The organism is Candidatus Krumholzibacteriia bacterium, from assembly GCA_035649275.1.
GTDB lineage: Bacteria > Krumholzibacteriota > Krumholzibacteriia.
Map to the genome: position 1 here is coordinate 16,655 of DASRJW010000153.1, position 22,075 is coordinate 38,729.

Here is a 22,075-nt window from a genome sequence, read left to right on the forward strand (position 1 = left end):
AATCCGGCAGCTTTCCCGAGGGGGATCGAACGTGCAGATCGGCATGATTGGTCTCGGCCGCATGGGCGCCAACATGGTGCGGCGTCTGTTGCACGGCGGTCACGACTGCGTGGTGTACAACAAGGCGCCCGGGCCGGTGCAGGAACTCGCCGCCGCCGGCGCGCACGCCTCTTCTTCGCTCGCCGATCTCGTCCGCCAGTTGCAGGCACCGCGGGCGATCTGGCTCATGATCCCGGCCGGCGCGGTGGACGCGACGCTCGCCACGCTCACCCCGCTGCTCGGGCGCGGGGACATCGTCGTGGACGGCGGCAACTCGCACTATCACGACGACATCACCCGTGCCACAGCGCTCGCCGCTCGCGGCATCCACTATGTCGACTGCGGCACCAGCGGCGGTGTCTGGGGCCTCGAGCGCGGCTACTGCCTCATGATCGGTGGCGCAACCGAGGCGGTGCAGCGCCTCGAGCCCATCTTCGCCACCCTGGCTCCGGGAGTCGGCGCGGCACCTCCCACACCGGGACGTGAAGATGCTTCGCCGCGCCGCAGCGCCGAAGCCGGGTATCTCCACTGCGGCCCGCCGGGCGCCGGCCACTTCGTCAAGATGGTGCACAACGGCATCGAATACGGCGTGATGGCGGCCTACGCCGAGGGGTTCAACCTGCTGCGTCATGCCAACGTCGGCGACGAACACCGTCCCGTCGACGCGGAGACGACGCCGCTCCGGCATCCGGAGCATTTCCGCTACGACTTCGACCTGGCCGAGATCGCCGAGGTCTGGCGGCGCGGCAGCGTCATCGCCTCGTGGCTGCTCGATTTGACCGCGGCGGCGTTTCTCCGCAGCCCCGAGCTCGCCGAGTACTCCGGCAGGGTCTCCGATTCCGGCGAAGGCCGCTGGACGATCCACGCCGCCGTGGACGCCGGCGTCCCGGCGCACGTTCTCACCGCCGCCCTCTATGAACGTTTCGAATCGCGCCAGGAAGCGGAGTTCCAGAACCGGGTGCTCTCCGCCATGCGCCATGCCTTCGGCGGACATCTGGAGAAGAAGGGAGACGGCTGACGATGGAGAGTCGGATCGCATCCGCGGTGAACTCGCGGTACGCCGCCGATCCCGTGCGGACGGGACTCGGAGTGGAACCTTTGAAGCGCGCCGTGCTCGACAACCTCACCTTCCATCTGGGCCGGATGCTGCGGCAAGCCAAGCCGCACGATTACTACCTGGCCCTCGCCTACGCCGTCCGTGACCGTCTCCTGCAACGCTGGATGCAAACGCACGAGACCTACGCCAACCACAGCATCAAGGTCGCCTGCTACCTGTCGGCGGAGTTCATGGTGGGCCCCCATCTCGGCAGCAACCTCCTCAGCCTCGGCATCGAGGACGCGGCGCGGGAGGCCCTCGCCGAGCTCGGCCAGGATCTGGATCTCATCCTCGACGAAGAGGAGGAGCCGGGTCTGGGCAACGGCGGCCTGGGGCGGCTGGCGGCGTGCTACCTCGAATCCCTCGCCACCTTGGAAATGCCCTCCGTGGGATACGGCATCCGTTACGAGTTCGGCATCTTCGATCAGGAGATCCGCGACGGCTGGCAGGCGGAGATCACCGACAAATGGCTGCGCCACGGCAACCCCTGGGAGATCGTGCGCCCCGATATCGCCTGCGCCGTCAAAGTCGGCGGGCACACCGAGGGCTTCCACGATGGCGACGGGCGCTACCGCGTGCGCTGGGTGCCCGGCCACGTCGTCTTGGGCATCCCCTACGACACGCCGATCCTGGGCTACGAGATCAACACCTGCAACACGATGCGTTTGTGGAGCGCGCAGGCCTGCGAGTCCTTCGATTTCCAGGCCTTCAACGTCGGGGATTACTACCGCGCCGTGGACGCGAAGGTGATCTCCGAGACGCTCACCAAGGTCCTTTATCCCAACGACGAGCCCGCAGTCGGAAAGAAGCTCCGGCTGATGCAGCAATACTTCTTCGTGTCCTGTTCGCTCCAGGACATGCTGCGGGTGCACGGTCTGATCGGGGTGCCTCTGGAGCGCTTCCCCGAGAAGTTCGCGGTGCAGCTCAACGACACCCACCCTTCCATCGCCATCGCCGAGCTCATGCGCCTGCTGGTGGACGAACGTGGAGTGATCTGGGAGAAAGCCTGGGAGATCACCCAGCGCACCTTCGGCTACACCAATCACACCCTTCTGCCCGAAGCCCTGGAGACCTGGCCGCTGCCGCTCTTCCAGAGCATGCTGCCCCGCCACCTGGAGATCATCTACGAGATCAACCGCCGTTTCCTGGAGGAAGTGCGCCTGCGCTTCCCCGCCGACGAGGCGCGGGTGGCACGGGTGTCGCTCATCGACGAGGCGAACGAGAAGCGCGTGCGCATGGCGAACCTGGCTTGCGTCGGGAGCCACGCCATCAACGGCGTCGCCCGGCTGCACACCGAGCTGCTGCAGAAGAGCGTGCTCGCCGACTTCTATGCCCTCTGGCCCGAACGCTTCAGCAACAAGACCAACGGTGTCACGCCGCGGCGCTTCGTGCGCCTGGCCAACCCCGGCCTCAGCACCCTCATCAGCTCCCACTTGGGGGAGAGCTGGATTCGCGATCTCGAGCAGCTGAAAGCGTTGGAGCCGCTGGCCGAAGACGACGACTTCCGCCGCCGCTGGCGCCAGGTCAAGCTGGAGAACAAGCGGCGCCTGGCGAAGCAGATCTACGACCGCACCGGTGTCGAGCTGCCGCCGGAATGGCTGTTCGACGTCCAGGTGAAGCGCATCCACGAATACAAGCGCCAGCATCTGAACCTGCTGCACATCATCACGCTCTATGCCCGGTTGAAGAACAAGCCGACACTGGAGTTCCCGCCGCGCGCCTTCATCTTCGCTGGCAAGGCGGCCCCTGGCTATGACCGCGCCAAGCGCATCATCCGTCTGGTGCACGGAGTGGCGGAAGTGGTGAACGGCGATCCCGACGTCAACCGCCGCCTGCGCGTCGCCTTCTTCCCCGATTTCAACGTCAAGAATGCCCAGTACATCTATCCCGCGGCCGACCTCTCCGAGCAGATCTCCACCGCCGGCAAGGAAGCCTCGGGCACGGGGAACATGAAGTTCGCCCTCAACGGTGCGCTCACCATCGGCACGCTGGATGGGGCGAACGTCGAGATCCGGGACGCCGTCGGCGCGGAGAACTTCTTCCTCTTCGGTCAGAACGCCGACGAGGTCGCCCAGCTGCGCCGCGCCGGCTACCGGCCCTGGGAGTACGTCGAGGACAATCCGGAACTGGCCGAGGCGCTGACGCTCATCCGCGACGGCCTCTTCTCGCGGGGAGACCGGGAGATGTTCCGTCCCCTCCTCGACGACATCATGACCCGGGACGAATATCTACTCTGCGCCGACTATGCGGACTACCTGCAGAGCCAGGAGACCGTGAGCAACGCCTGGCGCGACACCGAGAACTGGACGCGCGTGTCGATCCTGAACACCGCCCGCATGGGCCGGTTCTCCTCCGACCGCGCCATCCGCGAATACTGCAAGGAGATCTGGGGCGTGCGGCCGGTGCGCGTGCACTTGGAGGAATGACGCCTAGCAATGCTCCGCTGGATCATCCACGTCCTTTTCCCTGCGACCCTCGCCCTTCTCTCCGTGCTCGCTGGTGGCGGATTCGACAAGGTCGTCGCCGTTGCCGCCAAGGGCGGGAACGAGCCCCGGGCCGTGACGGTGGAGGACCTCAAGAGCCTGAAGTGGCGCAGCGTCGGTCCTGCCAACATGGGTGGCCGCATCGGCGCCATCGCCCTCGCTCCCGGGAACAGCAAGACCTTCTATGTTGGCTACGGGACCGGCGGCGTTTTCAAGACCGAGAACATGGGCGTCACCTTCACTCCGGTCTTCGACAAGACGGGCTTTCAATCCATCGGTGCCCTCGCCGTGGCCGACGCGCCGCCCGCGTGGCCGGGATGGGACGAGAAGGTCCCCATGACGGAGCGTGCCGAGAAAGGCAAGGGCAAGATCGTCTGGGTGGGGACCGGCGAGGGGAACGGGCGCAACAGCTCTTCCTGGGGCGGTGGCGTCTTTCGCTCCACCGATGCCGGCGGCAACTTCACCTGCGTCGGTCTCAAGGACAGCCATGACATCCCGCGCCTGGCGGTGGACCCGCGTGACCCCGACGTGGTTTACGTGGCCGCCCTCGGGCACCTCTGGGGAGCCAACCAGGAGCGCGGACTCTACAAGACGAGCGACGGTGGGAAGTCATGGAAGCGCGTACTCGCGGTCGACGCGAACACCGGCGCTTGCGATGTCGTCCTCGACCCGAAGGAGCCCGACCGTGTGTACGCCGCGATGTACGCCCGCCGTCGGACTGCCTGGAGCTTCACCGGCAACAGCGAGAAGGGCGGCATCTTCCGCTCCGACGACGGCGGCGCCCACTGGAAGAAGCTGAGCACCGGGTTGCCGCCCCGCACCGGACGCATCGGCCTCGCCGTCTTCCCCAAGGACCCGCGCATCGTCTACGCCGTGGTGGAGAGCGACTTCGGCGGCACGGGTCGGGACGAGTTCGACAACCGCTCACCCAGCGGCGGCGTCTTCCGCAGCGACGACCAGGGCGACCGCTGGACGCGCACCAGCGGGATCAGCCCGCGTCCCTTCTATTTCGGCCGCATCGCCGTGGATCCGGCCAACGAGCAGCGCATCTACTTGCCGGGCTGGGATCTCGGGATCTCGGACGACGGCGGCAAGACCTTCCGGAGATCGGGAAGCGAGTTCGTACACGTCGATTTCCACGCCATCGCCATCGATCCGCAGGATCCCGAGCACATCCTCGTGGGCAACGATGGTGGCATCTACGTCTCCTACGACCGCGCCCAGAGCTGGCTGTTTCTGGACAACGTCGCCGTCGGGCAGTTCTATCGGGTGGCGGTGGACATGGGCGATCCCTACCGGATCGGCGGCGGCCTGCAGGACAACGGCAGCTGGGTCGGGCCCTCGGAGACGCGCCACGTCACCCTCGACGATTCCCACGACGGCATCTTGAACTCCGACTGGCGCATGGTCTACGGCGGCGACGGCTTCGGCGTCGCCTTCGATCCCGCCGACCCCAACGTGGTCTATGCCACCTCCCAAGGCGGTTTCCTGGCGCGGATCCGTCTCGACACGGCGGTGAAGAAGCTGCTCCGCCCTTCGCCACGAGAAGGGGAGGAGCGTTTGCGCTTCAACTGGAACGCGCCATTTCTCGTTTCGAAGCACGACCCTTCGGTGCTCTATCACGCGGGCAACAAGGTCTTCAAGCTGACGCAACGCGGCGATCTCTGGTTCCCCATCAGCGGTGATCTTTCGCGCCAGGAGCCGGAAAGAATCATGACCGTGGGCTCCGACGCCGAGACCCACGGCACCGTCGTCAGCCTCGCCGAGTCGCCCCTGCAGCAGGGCCTGCTCTGGGCCGGCACGGACGACGGCCTCGTTCATGTCACCGAGGACGAGGGTGGGACCTGGCGCAACGTGACGGCGAAGGCCGTCGGCGGGCTGTACATCGCTCGGATCTGCGCCTCGGCGCACGATGCCCAGACGGCGTATGTCGCCGTGGATGGTCACCGCAGCGACGTCTTCGCTCCCCTCATCCTGAGGACCACGAACCTGGGGAAGAGCTGGACCGCCGTCACTGGGGACCTTCCGGCGGCAGAACCCGTGCAGGTCGTCATCGAGGACCCGGCGAACCGCGACGTCCTCTACTGCGGCACCGAATTCGGCGCCTACGTCACCTTCGACCGCGGCAGCCATTGGCTGCGGCTGAACGGCCCCTCGCTGCCGCCCGCCCCGGTGGACGATATGGTGCTCCACCCGCGTGAACGGGACCTCGTGGTCGGCACGCATGGCCGCAGCATCTGGGTGCTCGACGACGTTTCCATGTTCGCGCAGCTCGGCCCGGAGACGCGGAAGAAGCCCCTGGCGCTCCTCGAAATCTTGCCGGCGACGCCACGTTTGTACAGCGAAGAACACTACGGCCGGGGGCACGGCATCTTCCGGGCCAAGAACCCGCCGATGGGGGCTTCGATCAACTACTGGGTGAAGGAAGACCCGAACGAGACCGTTTCCGTCAGCATCGCCGATTCCACTGGTTTCGTCGTCCGCGAGCTGCAAGGCTCGTCGCGAGCGGGACTGAACCGTGTGGTGTGGAACCTGCAGGCCGAGGACAAGCACCGCTACCCACAGAGCTCCAACGAGGACCCGGGGTCCGAGCAATTCGTTCCAGCGGGGAAGTACAAGGTGACGGTGAAGATGGGCGAACTCAAGGACGAGAAGACCGTCGACGTGCTGCCCGCTCCGGGCTCATAGTCTTCGCCCGAGCCCACGAGCTTTCATTGGACGTGGCGTCAGCCGTTGCCGTACCGTCTGCCGGGGTTGGCAGCGCCGGTGAGTGCCGGCTGCGAGGCGCGAGCGCGGAGCCGGGGCGGAGATGGGATTCGGGGTCGGGAGATGGGCGCGGCTGGTGCGCGGCATGCTGCCGAGCTTGGTTCTGGGCGCCCTCTTTCTCTACTCCGTCTGGCCCTGGCTGCCGTTCGTGCACCACGAGCGACGCGTACGCACCCTCGTCTTCTACGGCTTCAGCATCCTCGGCGACGTCATGACCCAAGGCGTGTTCCCGGCCTTCCAGGAAATGTGGCGCGCCCGCACGGGGGAGCACATCGAGTTCACCTTTTCCTTCGCCAGCTCCGGCACGATCACGAATCAAGTGATCATGGGCGTCCCGGCGGACGTCTGCCTCGTGGCCCTCGAACCCGATGCGACACGCATGGCCACGGCGGGTTTGACGCCCCCCGAAGGTTGGAAGCGCCTTCCCCATCGTGGTGCCGTGAATCGCTCCCCCTTCGTGATCCTCGTCCGTCCCGGGAACCCGAAGGGGATCCACGACTTCGAGGACCTGGCCCGGTCCGGTGTCGAAGTGGTGCACCCGGATCCGCTGACTTCCGGCGGCGCCAAGTGGTCGATCCTGGCGGAGTACGGCGCCGCAGCGCGGCGGCACCCGCAGGATCCGGCCGCCGCCGGGTATCAGCTACTCCTCGGCATCTGGCGCAACGTCGTGGCGCAGGCGGCGTCGGCGCGGGCGGCGCGCACCCAGTTCCAGAACGGCTTCGGAGATGCCCTGGTCACCTACGAGCAGGATGGGCTCCTGGATCGATCGCGCGGCAAGCTGGAGGCGGAGATCATCTACCCTCACAGCACGATCCTGAGCGAGCACACGCTGGTGATCCTGGAAAGGAACGTGCGACCGAACGAGCGTGCGCTCGTGCAAGCCTTCTCCGATTTCTTGTGGAGCGAGACCGCCCAGCGTTTGTTCGTGCAGTACGGCTTCCGTAGCGTCGACGAGAAGATCAACGCCGCCCACCCCGCCCTCCCACCCATCGCCGACCCCTTCGGCATCGAGGACCTCGGAGGCTGGGACTACGCCTGGGGCGCCATCATCGACGAGGTGTGGAAGAAGCAAGTGCTGAAGGAGCTGGAGCGATGAGGCGTCGCGGCCTGTGGAACCCCCTCGTGCCCACCTCGCCTTTCCCGCCGGCGATGCTCTTCCTCGTGATCCTGCCGCTCTTGTTGCTGCCGCTCCTGGCCGTCTTCATCTACGCCTTCCACGGGGGCACCGGCACTTTCCTCGATGTGCTCCGCTCCCCGGACGCGCAGTTCGCGCTCCGCTTCAGCTTGCTCATGGCCTTCGCCACGGCGGTGGTGAACTCCCTGCTCGGCACCTTCGCGGCCTACGTCCTCAGCAAGTACGAATTCGCCGGCAAGAAGCCCCTCTCCATCGTGGTGAACCTGCCCGTGGCCATCCCGACCGTGGTGGTCGGCACCTCTCTCCTCCTCCTCTGGGGGCCCATCGGACTCCTGGGCCGGCTGCTGCAGCCGCTGGGGCTGCAGCCGATGTTCACGCCGGTCGGAGTGCTGCTGGCGCATGTGTTCGTGACCTTCCCGTACATGCTCGGCTCGGTGAAACCGGTGTTGGACGAACTGGAAGCGACCTACGAGGAAGCGGCCTACACCATGGGCGCGAGCCGCTGGCAGACCTTCCGCTTCGTCATCCTGCCGGCACTGCGCGGCGGCTTGTTCACCGGCACGCTGCTTTCCTTCGCGCACTCCATCGGCGAGTTTGGGGCCACGGCCATGGTGTCGGGCAACCTCCGCCTGCGCACTCAGACGGCGCCCCTTTACATCTTCGCGCAGTTCGAGGCAGGGAACATCGCCGCAGCCAACGCCGTGGCCGCCGTCCTGGCCTTGCTCTCATTCACCATCTTCTACCTGTTGCAGAGCTACACGGCGCGGCGCGGCCGTTCCTGAGGAGGAGAGCCGGGGCGTGTCGATCGTTCTCGAACATCTGTCGAAGCGCCTCTCGGGTTCGCTCGTGGTCGACGACGTGAGCCTGGAAATCGCTTCCGGGGAGCTCTTCGTGCTGCTCGGCGCCAGCGGCAGCGGCAAGAGCACGATCCTGCGCCTCGTGGCCGGTCTCGTCGAGCCCGACGGCGGGCGGATCGTGCTCGACGGGCGCGACGTGACCGCCCAGCCGCCGCAGCAGCGCGGCACCGGCTTCGTCTTCCAGAACTATTCGATCTTCCGTCATATGAGCGTGGCTCAGAACGTCGAGTTCGGCCTGCGCATCCGGCGGCAGCCGCGCGGCGAGCGCGCCCGCCGGCGCGACGAGCTGCTCGAGCTGGTAGGCCTCTCCGGTTACGCCGCGCGCTACCCGGAGGAACTCTCGGGCGGGCAGCAGCAGCGGGTGGCGCTGGCTCGCGCCTTGGCGTATCGGCCGAGCGTGCTCCTCCTCGACGAACCCTTCGGGGCCCTGGACGTCAAGATCCGCGCCCAGCTGCGGCGGAAACTGCGAGAGATCCAGCGCAGCCTCGCGCTCACCATGATCCTGGTGACTCACGACCAGGAGGAGGCGTTCGAGGTTGCCGATCGCGTTGGCGTCATCGAACGCGGCCGGTTGCTGGAGGTGGGGAGCGCCCGCGAGCTCTACGCCCGGCCGCACGCTCTCTACGTCGGCACTTTTCTCGGCGCGAGCAACGTCCTCGTGGGCCGCGTCCGCCAGGGGCGCGGCTGTTTCGGACCCCTGGAGCTACCGATCCCGGCGCACCTGCCGCACCCGGAAGGCGGTCTGGTGCAGCTCCTCTTCCGACCCGAGGACGTGCAGCTCGGCGAGAAAGAGCCAGCGAGCGGCAGCATCATTCTCGGCTGCGGGCGCGTCGCCGAGCACAGCTTTACCGGTGCCTCTCTGCGCGTCCGCCTGCGCTTGCCGCTGCTACCGGGTACGCGCCAGATCGCTCCGGTGCCGGGATTCGGCGAGGAGGTGTTGCTCGTCGATGCGCTCTTCCCGGCGGATGCCGGGCTGCCGACTGGAGAGGTGTGGGTGTCGCTGCGCGCTTGGCACATCCTCGAACCGCAGAGGTTGCGGCTCCTGCTGGCGAGCACGCCGCGTGCGCCGGCCGCAGGCGTGGTGCTGTCCGGGACGCTGGCGAAACGCCTCGACGCCCATGTGACCGTGCTCGCCATAGGCCGCGACGCCCGCGCTGCCGCGACGCTCGCCGCCAGGGTGGAGGCGGGCTTACAGGATGCAGGCGGCACCCCACCGCAGGTGCTCGTGCACGCCGGGGACCGCTTCAAGGAAATCCTGAACCGGCAGGCGGAAGCGCCACACGATCTGGTGATCTTGGACGACCGGCGCGAATCCCGCGGACGCCGCCTCGGCTCGGGACTGTGGCCGTTTCTGGAGCGCGTGACGGTGCCGGTACTGATCGCCCGGGGCGAGCGCGACACCCTGGAGCGCCTCCTCATTTGCATCGCTACCGGCGAGCCCGGGAAGAGCGACGTGCGTGTGGGCGGGCGCCTCGCACAATTCCTGGGCGCCCATGTCACGCTCCTGCACGTTTTGCGCGAAGGTCAGCCCGGCGAGACCGAGCGCGCTCATCTCGAGCGCGCCATGGACACCTTCCGCGCCCTCGGCGTCACCGCGCATCTGCGTTTTCGTGTCGCTCCCTCCCCCGCGGAGGGCATCCTCAGCGAAGCTCGCGAGCGCGACCCCGATCTCATCGTGATCGGCTCGCATCGGCCCTCGACGCGCGTTCTCTTCGGCGCGGACAACATCACCATGCAGGTGCTGGCCCGCGCCGAGAGCCCGGTGCTCGTCGTGCCCCTCGATGCCGATCTCTGACCGCTGGAGGCACCGTGCTGCTGACGAGCGTTGTCGACGCAGAGCTGTCCGGCACCGTGTCGGCAACACTGGAAGGTCACCTCGACGCGGGGGGAGCGACGCAGCTCCGCCGCGACCTCTCCCCCCTGATCACTGCGGAAACTCCTTCGCTCCTCCTCGATCTGCGCGGCGTGGACTGGATCACCAGCGTCGGGGTGGGAGCCCTCATGCACCTCTACTCGCGCGCCCAGGCGCAGCGCGGCGTCATGGCGCTCTTCGGCAGCGTCCCGCGGGTGCGTTTCGTGCTGCACGTGTGCGGTCTCGAGGCCCTTCTCAACGTGCAGGACACGGAGGCGGAGGCCCGGGAGCGGCTCCGCTCCCAGCAATCTCCGTAGATTCACGGATTCAGCCCAGCCACCTCTTTCGCCTCCTTGCTGGACCGTTTACAAGTAAGATCACCGGGTCGAAGCATCTCCGCCCATGGTGCGCCTGTCACTCGAGGCGCGCCGCCTGCCTTTCACAGAGAGAGGACGGCAACCCGGCCGACTGCCTTCCAGCGGCAGGAACGAGGCTGCCTGGGACGGAGCGTTTCCAGCGCTCGGCCTGATGGCGCGCGCCCCGGCCGCGAGGCAGGCGTCAGGAACCGAATCAGGAGCAACCTTTGGCTTCCTCGCCTGTAATTCGTTCGATGGACGATAGCGAGCTCGCCCGCGAGACACTACGAGGGAACACCCGGAGCTTCGAGCTCTTGGTGGAGAAGTATTACAAGGTCCTGTTCAACACGGCGCTTCGGATGCTCGGCGACTCCGAGGACGCCCGCGATGTCGTCCAGATCACTTTCATGAAGGCTTACGTGAAACTGAACACCTTCAATCCCGAGCTCAAGTTCTTCAGCTGGATCTACCGCATCGTGATCCACGAGTCGCTCAACCTCTTGGGACGCCGCAAGATGCAAGAGCCGCTGGGGGTCGACCTCAGGGAGCCCTCCCGTGATCCCGAGGAGGAATGCGCCAGGAGCGAGCTGAGCGGCGCCATCTCGGCAGCCCTGCTGCGGCTCTCCCCCGACAAACGCCTCCTCGTGATCCTGCGGCACTTCGCCGGCTTCTCCTACGACGAGATGAGCGCCATCCTGGGGATTCCGGAGCAGAAGGTGAAATCGCGTCTCTATTCGGCGCGCCGAAGTCTCGGCGCCCTCCTGGTCGGTCGGAGCGCCACGGCATGAAACCCAGCAGCTACGAAGCAGCCATGCACCGTGTTCTCGACGGCGAGGCCACACCCGAGGAAGCAGCGGCGTTGCAGCGCGCCCTGGCGGCGGATGCGGAGCTCCAGGGGCGATTCGAAGAGCTGCAGCGTCTCTTCAGCGCCCTCGAGGCAGTCGCCTCCGTCGAGCCGCCGGTGCATTTCCGGGACGAGGTCATCCGCCACCTCCGGGAAAGAGGCCCGCTCCCCAGGCGCTCCGCCTCCCGCTTCGCCGCCGGTCTGCGCTCGTGGCGCGAACACCTCTCCCCGCAGCTCGCCTACGTCTTCGTCGCCGGTGGCATCGTCGGCATCGCCTTGTTCGGCGCCCTCGACGGGCGCTGGCGCGGCGGCCTGGATGGCGGCTCGCCCGGCACCATGTTGCCCCTCGACCGCTACCAGTCTGTCCGGGTCCTGGACTCGGTGGATCTGCGCGCGCCGGGCTTCGAAGGGGTCGTGCGCACCAGGGCTCTCGAGGGCTCCCTCCTGGCCGAAATCGAGTTCTCTACCCGCGCTGCGGCCACCGTCGAGATCGATTACGATGCCCGGCTTTCTGTCGTCGGTGTGGAGCCGGCAGGAGCCAGCACCGTGTCGCTCGAGCCCGGCAGGATCCGGGTGGAGCACCAGGGTTCGGTCGCGGCGCTCGGACCCTCCCGGAGCCGTTACCGTGTCTTGTTCGCTGGCGGAGGAAGTCTCGTTTCTAGTTTGCAGGTCCGGGTCGCCACCGGCGGGACCACGTTGGAGAAGGTGGTCAGGACGGTTCCGGGAAACCCCTGAGAAGGCGCCCGCCAACTTTTGTCGTGTCGCGATGTAGTTACAGTCGAATCGTTCGACACCCTCCCAGAGGAGATGGGAAATGGCGAAGAAGACTCTATTGGGCGTGGCCGCCGTTGCGGCCGTGGTGATCGGCATCTTCTTGATCAAAGGCCTCCCGCCCGCGGAGAAGGACAATGCTTCGGGCACCATCGAGGCAGCCAAGAAGTACAGCCAAACTCAGATCCAGAGCACGGACGTGGCCATCCAGGACCCCGACGTCCAAAGCCTGATGCAGACCGACTTTTTCCACCGGCTGGTGACGGACAAGAGCTTCCAGAAGCTCGTCGCCGATGGGTCGATGCAGGCCCTGGCCGGAAAGCAGAGCGTCAATCTGGCGCAGTTCTCCCAGGCGCTACAGCGGTCAGAACTCAGAGAGGCCCTCGCCAAGGGTGATCTGGAGCGGGCTGTCCAGGAGCTCGACAAGGTGCAGGTGGCCAAGAACGAGCTGCAACGCGTCGAGATCGCTGCAGCCTTCAAGAGCTTGCTGGCACGCTCGGACATGCGTGACGCCATCGCCAAGGGCGAGCTGGCGCGCGTCACCCAGGAGCTCGACAAGGTGCAGGTGGCCAAGAACGAGCTGCAACGCGTCGAGATCGCTGCAGCCTTCAAGAGCTCGCTCGAACGCGCCGAGATGCGCGATGCCATCGCCAAGGGCGAGATCGTCGCCGCCGCGGCACAACTCGACAAGAGCCTCCTGGCGCGGAACGACATCGCCAGAGCGGAGATGAAGAACCTCCTGAAGTCCGAAACCATGAAGAGCCTCCTGGCGCGAAACGACATCGACGCGCTCGCGGCGTTGTCACGCGTGGACCTCGCCCTCGCGGCGTCGCACGTCGGTTTCGACAAGGTGCTCCTGGACTCGAACTTCCGGCAGGACATGGCGCGGGGCGAAGTCGCCAAGTACACCATGGACCGCGCCGAGCGTTAGTGAGCGGGGCCGAGCGTCCTCCCCCCTGTCACGCCCCGGAACTGCAGCAGCCCTGGTTCCGGAGCGCCGATCGCTCGGTCCGACCAGGGGAGCCGGAGGGATGAGCACTCCTCCGGTTCCCCGACTCGAAGCGAGGAGACGCTGCGCCGAGCAGCGTCTTCTCGCCTTTCGCGGCCTGGCACGCTCGATCACAACCGCCGAGGTCCGGTGCGATGCGTCGATGGGTGACCGCGATCCCGGCGCTGCTCCTCCTGCTCAGGGGCGCGCCGCTCCAGGCGCAGTACGATCGGCTCGAGACCGCTGACCTGCAGCTCCTCTATCGCGGCATGCTCGATGCGCCCCTGGCACCCTACGCAGCCCGCTGCTTCGAGAACTCCATGCGTTTCTACCGGCGGGTGTTCCGTTACGAACCGTCCGAGCGCGTCACGGTCTTGCTGCAAGACTGGTACGACTTCAACAACGGCTCCGCCTTCGTGGCGCCGCGCAACACCATTCTCGTGCACGTGGCGCCGGCGAGCATGGCCTACGAGACGCTGCCGAGCAACGAGCGCCTCAACCACACCATGAACCACGAGATGGCCCACATCGTCGCCCTCGACCGCCCGGCCCGCAGCGAACGCTGGCTGCGCCAGCTCTTCGCCGGCAAGGTCGCGGCCATCCCGGAACAGCCGGAAACCATCCTCTACGGCTACCTGACGCAGCCGCGCCAAGCGGCGCCGCGCTGGTATCACGAGGGCATCGCTTCGTTCCTCGAGACCTGGATGGCCGGCGGCATCGGCCGTGCCCAGGGCGCCTACGACGAGATGGTGTTCCGCTCCATGGTGGCCGACAGCAGCACCTTCTACGATCCTCTGGGCCTCGAGTCCGAGGGCACGAAGGTGGAGTTCCAAGCCGGCGCGATGTCGTACCTCTACGGCACCCGCTTCCTCACTTATCTCGCCTACGTCACCGCTCCGGAATCGCTGGTGGCATGGGTGAATCGTACCGACGGCAGCAAGCGTTACTACGCCTCCCAGTTCGAGAGGGTCTTCGGCAAGCCCGTGGGCCGGGCCTGGCGGGAATGGGTGAGCTGGGAGCGAGAGTTCCAGCGCGCCAATCTCGACACGCTGCGGCGTCAGGCGCTGACCCGCACCCGGGACTTGTCGCCCCGAGCGCTCGGTTCGGTGTCGCGTGCCTACGTCGATCGAGAAGCGAACCAGTTGGTTTTCGGCGTGACGATGCCGGGGGTCATTGGCCACCTCACGGCGCTTTCCCTCGCCGACGGCTCGCTCCACAAGATCTGCGACATCAAGGGGCCGGCGCTGCACTTCGTCACCTCCCTCGCCTTCGACCCGGAGCGACGCATCCTTTACTACACGGGTGACAATGCCGAATGGCGCGATCTCTTCATGGTGTCTCTCGCCGATGGCAAGCCGAAGCGCCTCATCCGGGACGCCCGCGTCGGCGACCTGGTCTACGACCGCACCGACGGCGCCCTCTGGGGCGTGCGTCACTTCAACGGCATCTCGACCCTGGTGCGCATCCCGGCTCCCCACGAGGAGTGGAGCCAGGTCCATTCCTGGCCTTATGGCCAGGACATCTATGACATCGACCTGTCCCCGGACGGCCGCTGGTTGTGCTATTCCCGTTCCGAGATCAGCGGCCGGCAGAGCCTGCACGTGCTCGACCTCGAAGCGCTTCGGCGCGGTGAGATGGTGTCACGGGAGCTCTTCGACTTCGTCTCCACGGTGCCGGCGAACTTCGTCTTTTCCTCCGATGGCCACACTCTCTACGGAAGTTCGTACTTCACCGGCGTCTCCAATATCTGGCGCTACGACCTGCAGGACAGCACCATGGTGCCGGTGAGCAACTGCGAGACCGGGCTGTTCCGGCCGCTGCCGCTCGGCGGCGACTCGCTGCAGGTGTTCCGTTACAGCGGCGACGGCTTCGTGCCGGCGCTGCTCGTGGCGCGTCCGCTCACCGACATGAGCGCCGTCACCTTCCTCGGCCAGCTCGTGGCCGAGGAGCATCCCGTCGTGCAGGGCTGGAACGTGGGCTCCCCCGCCCAAGTGGCGTTGGACTCGCTCGTCGTGCGCCGGGGGGAATACGGGAGCTACGGAGCCATCGGGCTCGAGTCGCTGTATCCGGTGGCGCAAGGCTACAAAGAATATGGAGCGATCGGGATGCGGCTCAACCTCTCCGATCCCGGCTTCAACAACGCCATCGATCTCACCGTGTCGGTGACGCCGTCGGCGGACCTCCCGGCCGAGGAGCGCGTGCACGCCGATGCGGGCTTCCGTCACCTCGGCTGGGAGGCACGCTTCAAGGCCAACGGTGCCGATTTCTACGATCTCTTCGGACCCACGAAAACGAGCCGGAAGGGCACTTCCCTCGGCCTGCAATACGAGAACCGCTTGCTCTACGACCGGCCGCGGACCTTGGACCTCCGTGTCGGGGTCACGGGCTACACGGGCCTCGAGACCTTGCCCTACGCCCAGAATGTGTTCGCCACCTCCGAGGAGTTGCTGGCTTCCAGGCTCGAGCTCGTGTACCGGAATCTGCGCCGCTCGCTCGGGGCCGTGGATGACGAGAAGGGCTACGCCTGGACCTTCGCTTTCGGAAACAACACGGTGAAGAAGGCCGCGTTCAACGGCGCGCGGGGCACCTTCGACTGCGGGGTCCCGTTTGGGTTCGCCCACTCGTCTTTATGGTTGCGCAGCAATGTGGGCTACTCGCCGGGAGACCGCGACGACCCCTTCGCCAACTTCTACTTCGGTGGCTTCGGCAACAACTGGGTGGATCACCGGAACGAGAAGCGCTACCGTGAGGCCGAGAGCTTCCCCGGCGTCGAACTGAACGAGATCGCCGGCACCAACTATGCGAAGTCGCTGCTCGAATGGAACCTGCCACCCTGGCGCTTCCAGCGCCTCGGCACCCCCGGTTTCTACGCCAACTGGCTGCGCCCGGCGCTCTTCGGCACCGGCATCGTCACCAACATGGAGAGCGACGGGGCGCGACGCACGCTGGCCAATGTCGGCGGCCAGGTGGACCTGCAACTCACGCTCCTCTCCAGGCTTCCCCTCTTGGTGTCCGCAGGTTATGCCGTCGCCTTCCAGGAAGCGAAGCGGAGCCACAGCGAGTTCATGTTCTCCCTGAAGATCCTTTGAGAACGGCGGCTGCCTGGAGGCCGCGGGCAGCGGCGATCTATACTGGTAACGGTGGAGATCTCGCACCAGAGTAGGTCCGGGCTGCTCCACCGTGGCGGGCTGGGTGAAGGATCGGGGCACGGATGGAAGCGTCGAGTTCGGGTGCGCGGCACGGAGTGAGCCCGATGGAGCTCGAGAAGCGCTTCCCCCGTGAGTTCACTGCCCTCGAATCGATCCTCGACTTCGTCCTGGAGTTCTATGAAAGGAGTGGCATCGCGGCTCCCGATCCGTCCCAAGTGCAGCTCATGATCGAGGAAATCTTCACGAACATGATCAAATACAACGACGGGCACCAGAACATCTCCATTCGCTTGCGCCGGATGGGGGACCACCTGGAGATCTGCCTCACGGACTTCGACGTGGAGCCCTTCGACTACGCCAGCGCACCCGAGGTGGACACGGAGCAGCTGCTGGAGCGGAAGCAGAGCGGTGGCCTCGGACTCCACCTGGTGAAGAAGATGGCCGATCGGATGACCTACGAATACGTGGATCGCAACAGCAAGCTCACCATTCTGAAGCGCCTCGGGGGATAACATGTTCGACATCCGCCTGCAGGAAGGGCGTGGCCTCGTGCTCACGGGTCGCCTGGATGCCTCGCAGACCACCAAGGCTTCCACGGTCCTGAAAGCCGTGGAGAGCTCCATGGCCCTCGACCTGTCCGATCTCGAATACGTCTCCAGTGCCGGGATCGGCGTGCTGGTGCAGACCCAGAAGCGCTTGCAGTCTACGGGGCACAGCCTGAAGCTGGTCAACGTCCAGCCTCGGGTGCGCGCCATCTTCCATTACGCTGCATTGGAGAGCTACTTCGGCATCGACTAGGGACGCCAGGACTCGTGGCGCAGCAGGGTCAGCTGCCACGAGTCGCGGCTGCTGCGACGCAGCAACGGGAGGAGCGCCAGCTTGCCGGTCTTGCCGATCGATTTCTCCAGATAGCGCAGCTCCTCCAGGTTCGCCCGCACGTCCTCTCCCACCGGCAGTTGCACCCCGGCCTCGCGCGCCATAAGCTGGGTCTTGGCCCGCATGGACAGCTCCAGATAGATCTGCAGGTAGCAAAGAATATCCGCGACCACCGTGGTGGAGAAACGACTGCGCAACGACTGCAGATACGCACCCACGCGTGTCTGCCGCACGTCGCCCGTCACGATCGAATCCAGGATCTCGGCGTCGGAATCGAATCCCGACCCGAGCCAGTGGCGTGTCGCCCGCTCGCTTTGCTCGAAGACACCAATCACGAGCAACGGCAGAACGACGAGCAGGATCGCCGTCATCGCCAGGGGGTGCAGGAGGAAATGATTGAAGAGGGAGTGCGCCGCGACTGCCAGGAGGAAGCCGGGCAGGAAAATGCGTGGCCCGGTCGAGCCGTGCCGGTCCGCGAGGCTCTTCGACAGGGTGGCGAACACAGCCATGGTGGAGCCGTGAACCACGGCAGTGCCGAAGCCCCGCACGATCCACAGGAACGGGCTGGCATCGGCATGCAGCTGCAGGTAATAGAAAACGTTCTCCACCAGGGCGAAGCCGGAACCGAGGGCGAAGCCGTGGATCGCCGCGTCGATCATGAATCCGACCCGGTGTGAGCGCAGCAGGAAGACCACCCAGAGGCACTTGAGGAGCTCCTCCACCAGCGGCGCACCGTAGCGCCGGTACGCCACCGGGTCCAGGGCGAAGCCGTCCATGATCCAGGTGTTCAGACGCAAGGCGACGAGCGCGACCAGAAGGCCCACCGCGATGCTGCGCAGCACGGCGCGGAGCGGTACGAGCTTGAAGCTGTCCATGAGAATGAGCAACGCCAGGAAAGCGAAGACGGGGAAGACGCTCACTGCCAGTCCGCCGAGATGCACGGCTGCCTTTCTGGTTCGACGCCAGACAGCCACCATTCTACTGACTTGCCACGGCAGGACCACCTCGAGTCCCCCCGGCTTTCCCGGTCTGTGCTTTAATCGTGGCATGTTCAGGCGACTGTCGCTCTTGGTGGACCTCTACGAGCTCACCATGGTGGCGGGCTATGTGCGCCACGGCATGGAGGCCAAGCCGGCCGTCTTCGACCTCTATTTCCGCACCAATCCGTTCCAGGGCGGCTACGCGCTGTTCGCCGGACTCGAGCCCGCGCTCGACTATCTCGAAGGCCTGGTCTTCGAAACCGAGGACCTCGACTACGTGAGGAGCCTGCGCCTCTTCGACACCGACTTCCTCGATTACCTGCACGACTTCCGCTTCCGTGGTCAGGTGACCGCGGCCTCCGAAGGCGAGGTCGTGTTCGCCAACGAGCCGTTGCTCACCGTCGAGGCCGGTCTCGCCGAGGCCCAGCTCGTCGAAACGGCGCTGCTCAACCTGGTCAACTTTCAGACCCTGGTCGCCACCAAGGCGGCGCGCATCGCCGGCGAAGCAGGCGAGGCAGGGGTGATGGAGTTCGGCGCCCGGCGCGCCCAGGGTCCGGACGGCGCGCTCTCGGCCGCCCGCGCCGCCTGCATCGGCGGCGTGCGGACGACGAGCAATCTCCTGGCAGGCCAGGCCTTCGGCATCCCGGTGGCCGGCACGCAAGCGCACTCCTGGATCATGGCGTTCCCGAGCGAGATGGATGCCTTCCGCGCCTACGCCACCACCTTCCCCGACCACTGCGTGCTGCTCGTCGACACCTACGACACCTTGCGAAGCGGCATCCCGAACGCGATCACCGTGGCGCGCGAGCTGGCGGCGCGAGGCCATCGCTTGCAGGGCGTCCGCCTCGATTCCGGCGATCTGGCCTATCTGTCGCGGGAGACCCGCCGGTTGCTCGACGCGGCGGGCTTGCACGAGGTCAAGATCGTGGCTTCCAACGAACTCGACGAGCACGTCATCGAGTCCATCCGCAAGGAGGGCGGTCGCATCGATCTCTACGGTGCCGGAACGCGGCTCGCAACCGCCGCCGGTTCGGGCGGCGGCGCGCTCGGGGGCATCTACAAGCTCGTGGAACTGGATGGGCAGCCGCGCATCAAGGTGAGCTCCGATGGCCACAAGAGCACGATCCCTGGACGCAAGCGTCTGTGGCGCGCTTCGCGCGACGACGGGCGCTTCGAGCTCGACGCGCTCTCCCTCGGCGGGGAAACGCCGCGTCCGGAGGACCCGGTCTTCGACCCGACGAATCCCATGCGCCACACCCCCATCCCGGCGGGGTCGCGGCTCGAAGACATCCGCCGCGTGGTGATGGAAGGCGGCCGTCGGTCGCGCTCCGGTCCACCGCTCGAGCACCTGGCGGAATACGCCCGCGGACAGCTCGGTCGCCTGCCGGAAGGTGTCCGGCGGCTCCTCAACCCGCACGTCTATCGGGTGGCACAGACCCAAGGACTTCGGGCGCAGCGCGAGCGTATGATCGAGGCGGCTGCTGCGGCCTTGCGTCGCGGCAGTCCCGGTAGTGGAGGTGGGTCATGACCGTTCCCATCCCGGACGATGCCGCCATCCTCGCCGTGGATGTGCAGAACGGCTTCATCTCGGAGAAGAACGAGCTGCCCGTGCCGGGCGGCGCCGAGGTCGTGCCGATCGTCAACCGCCTCGTGCCGCTCTTCCCGATCCGCATCGCCAGCCAGGATTGGCATCCGGCAGACCACGGCAGCTTCGCGAGCCGCAACCCGGGCAAGAAGCCGTTCGATATCGGCAGGCTCGGTGGGGTCGAGCAGGTGTTCTGGCCCGATCACTGCGTGCAGGGGACGCGCGGGGCCGAGTTCCATCCGCAGTTCGACGTGCAGCCCATTCAGGTCATCTTCCGCAAGGGCATGCATCCGGGCATCGATAGCTACTCCGTGTTCGCCGACAATTCCGGGCGCAACCCGAGCGGTCTCGATGGCTACCTGCGCTCACGCGGCGCGCGGCACCTCTTCTTGGTGGGCCTCGCTCTCGACTATTGCGTCCTGTTCACTTCCCGCGACGCCCGCCGTCTCCTCCCCGAGATTCCCGTGACCGTGGTGCTCGACGGCTGCCGGCCCGTGGATCCCGCCACCGGCGAGAAAGCGGTGACCGAAATGCGCCAGCTGCAGGTTCGACTCCTTCACCTGACGGATCTCGGACTCTGAAACAGCGGGCGCGGCGGCTTCACCCTGCGTATCAGGCTCACTGCTTGCGACTTTCCTTGCCAAGCACGGCTTCAGGCGGCCGGCGCAGAGCGCGTACGACCGGGTGCAGGGCGTACTCCGGGTCCGCCCAGCGCGAACGGCGGTAGAAGAAGTCGTTCCGGGCCGAGGGGCTGGCGGCGAAGGTCGAATCGCTGGCGAGGCGCCGGCGGAACTCCCGCGCCAGCGCCGAATCGGCCTGCAGCATCTTCCTGGCCAGAGGCTCCATGACATAGGTCTCGGCGTACTCTTTGCGCTCGAGCACGGTGTCGAAATAGTTCCAGAACATCATCCCGTCCGGAGCCTGAGCCTCGAAGAGGTGCACCGCGATCAGGGCGGAGGGTTGATCCAGCGGCACCCAGAGATCACCGGCCCGGAAACGCCCCAGTCGCCGCTCGAGCGCCACTTCGGACACGAGGGTGGGATGGTGCCCCTCGCGCAGCGCCGCTTCGAAGCTCCAGGCGACGAGCCGCTGCACTTCCACCGTGTCTTGCCAGGCACGCGTCAGGGACCGGTAACGAACACCGTGCATCTCGAGGAGATCACGCGCTGCCGTCCACTCTTGTGGTACCAGGTAGCCTACAGGCTGCGTCACCGTGAGCTTCGGAGCCACCTCACGGAAGATCGGGATGATCGAGTCCCAGGGGACCGTCGTGTAACGCGGCACCTTCCGACCGACGATGTCGCTCGCCTCCCAGCGGGTCACGAAGCCGCGGTATTGGAATGGCTCGCTGTGTTCGGTCACCTTCGTCGACAGCACCACGCTGCGCCGGCCCGGGTTCGTCTCTCTCCCCCGCGCCACGGCGAGGGATTCCGCCGCGGCCACAGCGGCGAGCAGCGCCTGCGGCCGGGCGTTGATCTCCTCCAGAACCGCAGCAAGCAAGTCATAGGTCGCTCGAACGCGGGTGGGGTACGGCTTGAGCATGTGCGTCTCGACCAGGATGGCCGGGCGGCACTGGAGTGGGGCATAGGCGGTGGAGAAGCGCGGCGGCGCGTTTTCCACCTCGATGCCGGCGCGCGGATCGTCGGCGTCGCCGCGGAAGGAAATGTAGGGCGACACGAGGTGGCCGCCCGCCTCCAGCCGGGGGACCACGCGACCCACGAATGCTTCCGTGAGCCAGCGTTCGAGCGACGGCGGCATGCCAGCGCCGTAGGCATAGGCCCATGTCAGGTCGTACTGGTAGTCGGCGCCGTCGGTGGTGTGGTCGTCCACGAGCAGATGCGGCCACCAGCGGGTGAAGACCTGGCCGAGCATGGCGCGCATCTCCGGGGCCTCGGCCTTCATGTAGTCCCGGTTGAGGTTGAGACCGATGGGCGTGGTGCGGAAGCCCATCTCCTCGGGGCCGTTCTGGTTGATGCGGTTCGTCGGGCTGCGGCGCTCGTGTGCGTCCACGGAAAAGATGGGGAGCACGAGAAGCGTGACATGGTCGAGCAAGTTCGCCCGGGTGTGCAGCACGGCAATGTCACGGAGCAGTGCCAGAGAAGCATCCTTGCCCTCGATCTCGCCGGAATGGATGCCGTTCTGCACGAAGACGATGGGCTTGCCGCTCGCCCGGGCCCCCTCCGGCGTGAAAGCTCGCTCCTTCGAGACGATGACGAGGGGCAGATCGCGACCCTGGCCCGACTTGCCGTAGCTCGTGAGCCGGAGCCAGCGGGAAGCCTGCTCCAACCGCTTCAGGTA

General features: G+C 66.5%; 17 protein-coding genes. 15 read left to right on the plus strand and 2 right to left on the minus strand.

Features of this window, described 5'->3' with window-relative positions; all coding sequences use genetic code 11:
- The first annotated feature begins 31 nt into the window (after positions 1-31).
- The 13 genes from gnd (at position 32) to VFE28_17200 (ending at position 17,134) form a co-directional block, all read left to right on the plus strand.
- Positions 32-1,057, plus strand: coding sequence for a decarboxylating 6-phosphogluconate dehydrogenase (gene gnd, locus VFE28_17140; GenBank protein ID HZM17724.1), 1,026 nt, complete (start codon positions 32-34; stop codon positions 1,055-1,057).
- A 2-nt stretch (positions 1,058-1,059) separates the two neighbouring features.
- Positions 1,060-3,561: a glycogen/starch/alpha-glucan phosphorylase gene (locus tag VFE28_17145; protein HZM17725.1), complete on the plus strand. Its 2,502-nt coding sequence runs from the start codon at positions 1,060-1,062 to the stop codon at positions 3,559-3,561.
- Positions 3,562-3,570: 9 nt separating this feature from the next.
- Positions 3,571-6,306, plus strand: coding sequence for a hypothetical protein (locus VFE28_17150; GenBank protein ID HZM17726.1), 2,736 nt, complete (start codon positions 3,571-3,573; stop codon positions 6,304-6,306).
- 121 nt (positions 6,307-6,427) lie between these two features.
- The gene (locus VFE28_17155; protein HZM17727.1) at positions 6,428-7,480 is read left to right on the plus strand and encodes a substrate-binding domain-containing protein; all 1,053 of its coding nucleotides are present in this window, start codon (positions 6,428-6,430) and stop codon (positions 7,478-7,480) included.
- Positions 7,477-8,301: an ABC transporter permease subunit gene (locus VFE28_17160; GenBank protein ID HZM17728.1), complete on the plus strand. Its 825-nt coding sequence runs from the start codon at positions 7,477-7,479 to the stop codon at positions 8,299-8,301. The genes VFE28_17155 and VFE28_17160 overlap by 4 nt, the downstream gene beginning before the upstream one ends.
- 16 nt (positions 8,302-8,317) lie before the next feature.
- A complete protein-coding gene (locus tag VFE28_17165; GenBank protein HZM17729.1) occupies positions 8,318-10,171 on the plus strand; it encodes an ATP-binding cassette domain-containing protein in 1,854 nt (617 codons plus the stop codon).
- A gap of 14 nt (positions 10,172-10,185) precedes the next feature.
- A complete protein-coding gene (locus VFE28_17170) occupies positions 10,186-10,545 on the plus strand; it encodes an STAS domain-containing protein (GenBank protein ID HZM17730.1) in 360 nt (119 codons plus the stop codon).
- Between the two features lie 293 nt (positions 10,546-10,838).
- Positions 10,839-11,372 carry an RNA polymerase sigma factor gene (locus VFE28_17175; GenBank protein ID HZM17731.1) on the plus strand — a complete coding sequence of 178 codons (534 nt, stop codon included), beginning with the start codon at positions 10,839-10,841 and terminating at the stop codon, positions 11,370-11,372.
- Complete coding sequence (locus VFE28_17180; GenBank protein ID HZM17732.1) at positions 11,369-12,163, plus strand: hypothetical protein; 795 nt, start codon at positions 11,369-11,371, stop codon at positions 12,161-12,163. Before VFE28_17175 ends, VFE28_17180 begins: the two co-directional genes overlap by 4 nt.
- Positions 12,164-12,242: 79 nt before the next feature.
- Positions 12,243-13,130: a hypothetical protein gene (locus tag VFE28_17185; protein ID HZM17733.1), complete on the plus strand. Its 888-nt coding sequence runs from the start codon at positions 12,243-12,245 to the stop codon at positions 13,128-13,130.
- 212 nt (positions 13,131-13,342) lie between these two features.
- Complete coding sequence (locus VFE28_17190; GenBank protein ID HZM17734.1) at positions 13,343-16,276, plus strand: hypothetical protein; 2,934 nt, start codon at positions 13,343-13,345, stop codon at positions 16,274-16,276.
- Between the two features lie 164 nt (positions 16,277-16,440).
- Positions 16,441-16,848 (plus strand): ATP-binding protein, encoded by a 408-nt coding sequence (locus VFE28_17195; GenBank protein HZM17735.1) that lies wholly within the window; start codon positions 16,441-16,443, stop codon positions 16,846-16,848.
- 1 nt (position 16,849) lies between these two features.
- The gene (locus tag VFE28_17200; protein HZM17736.1) at positions 16,850-17,134 is read left to right on the plus strand and encodes an STAS domain-containing protein; all 285 of its coding nucleotides are present in this window, start codon (positions 16,850-16,852) and stop codon (positions 17,132-17,134) included.
- Here VFE28_17200 and VFE28_17205 read toward each other — a convergent pair.
- Complete coding sequence (locus VFE28_17205) at positions 17,131-18,153, minus strand: PrsW family glutamic-type intramembrane protease (GenBank protein HZM17737.1); 1,023 nt, start codon at positions 18,151-18,153, stop codon at positions 17,131-17,133. The genes VFE28_17200 and VFE28_17205 overlap by 4 nt on opposite strands.
- Before the next feature lie 106 nt (positions 18,154-18,259).
- Here VFE28_17205 and VFE28_17210 point away from each other — a divergent pair, with 106 nt between their 5' ends.
- The gene (locus VFE28_17210) at positions 18,260-19,720 is read left to right on the plus strand and encodes a nicotinate phosphoribosyltransferase (protein ID HZM17738.1); all 1,461 of its coding nucleotides are present in this window, start codon (positions 18,260-18,262) and stop codon (positions 19,718-19,720) included.
- The gene (gene pncA, locus VFE28_17215) at positions 19,717-20,358 is read left to right on the plus strand and encodes a bifunctional nicotinamidase/pyrazinamidase (GenBank protein HZM17739.1); all 642 of its coding nucleotides are present in this window, start codon (positions 19,717-19,719) and stop codon (positions 20,356-20,358) included. Before VFE28_17210 ends, pncA begins: the two co-directional genes overlap by 4 nt.
- Before the next feature lie 37 nt (positions 20,359-20,395).
- Here the strand turns inward: pncA and VFE28_17220 are convergent.
- A partial coding sequence (locus tag VFE28_17220; GenBank protein HZM17740.1) for a M14 family metallopeptidase occupies positions 20,396-22,075 on the minus strand: 1,680 nt, incomplete at its 5' end.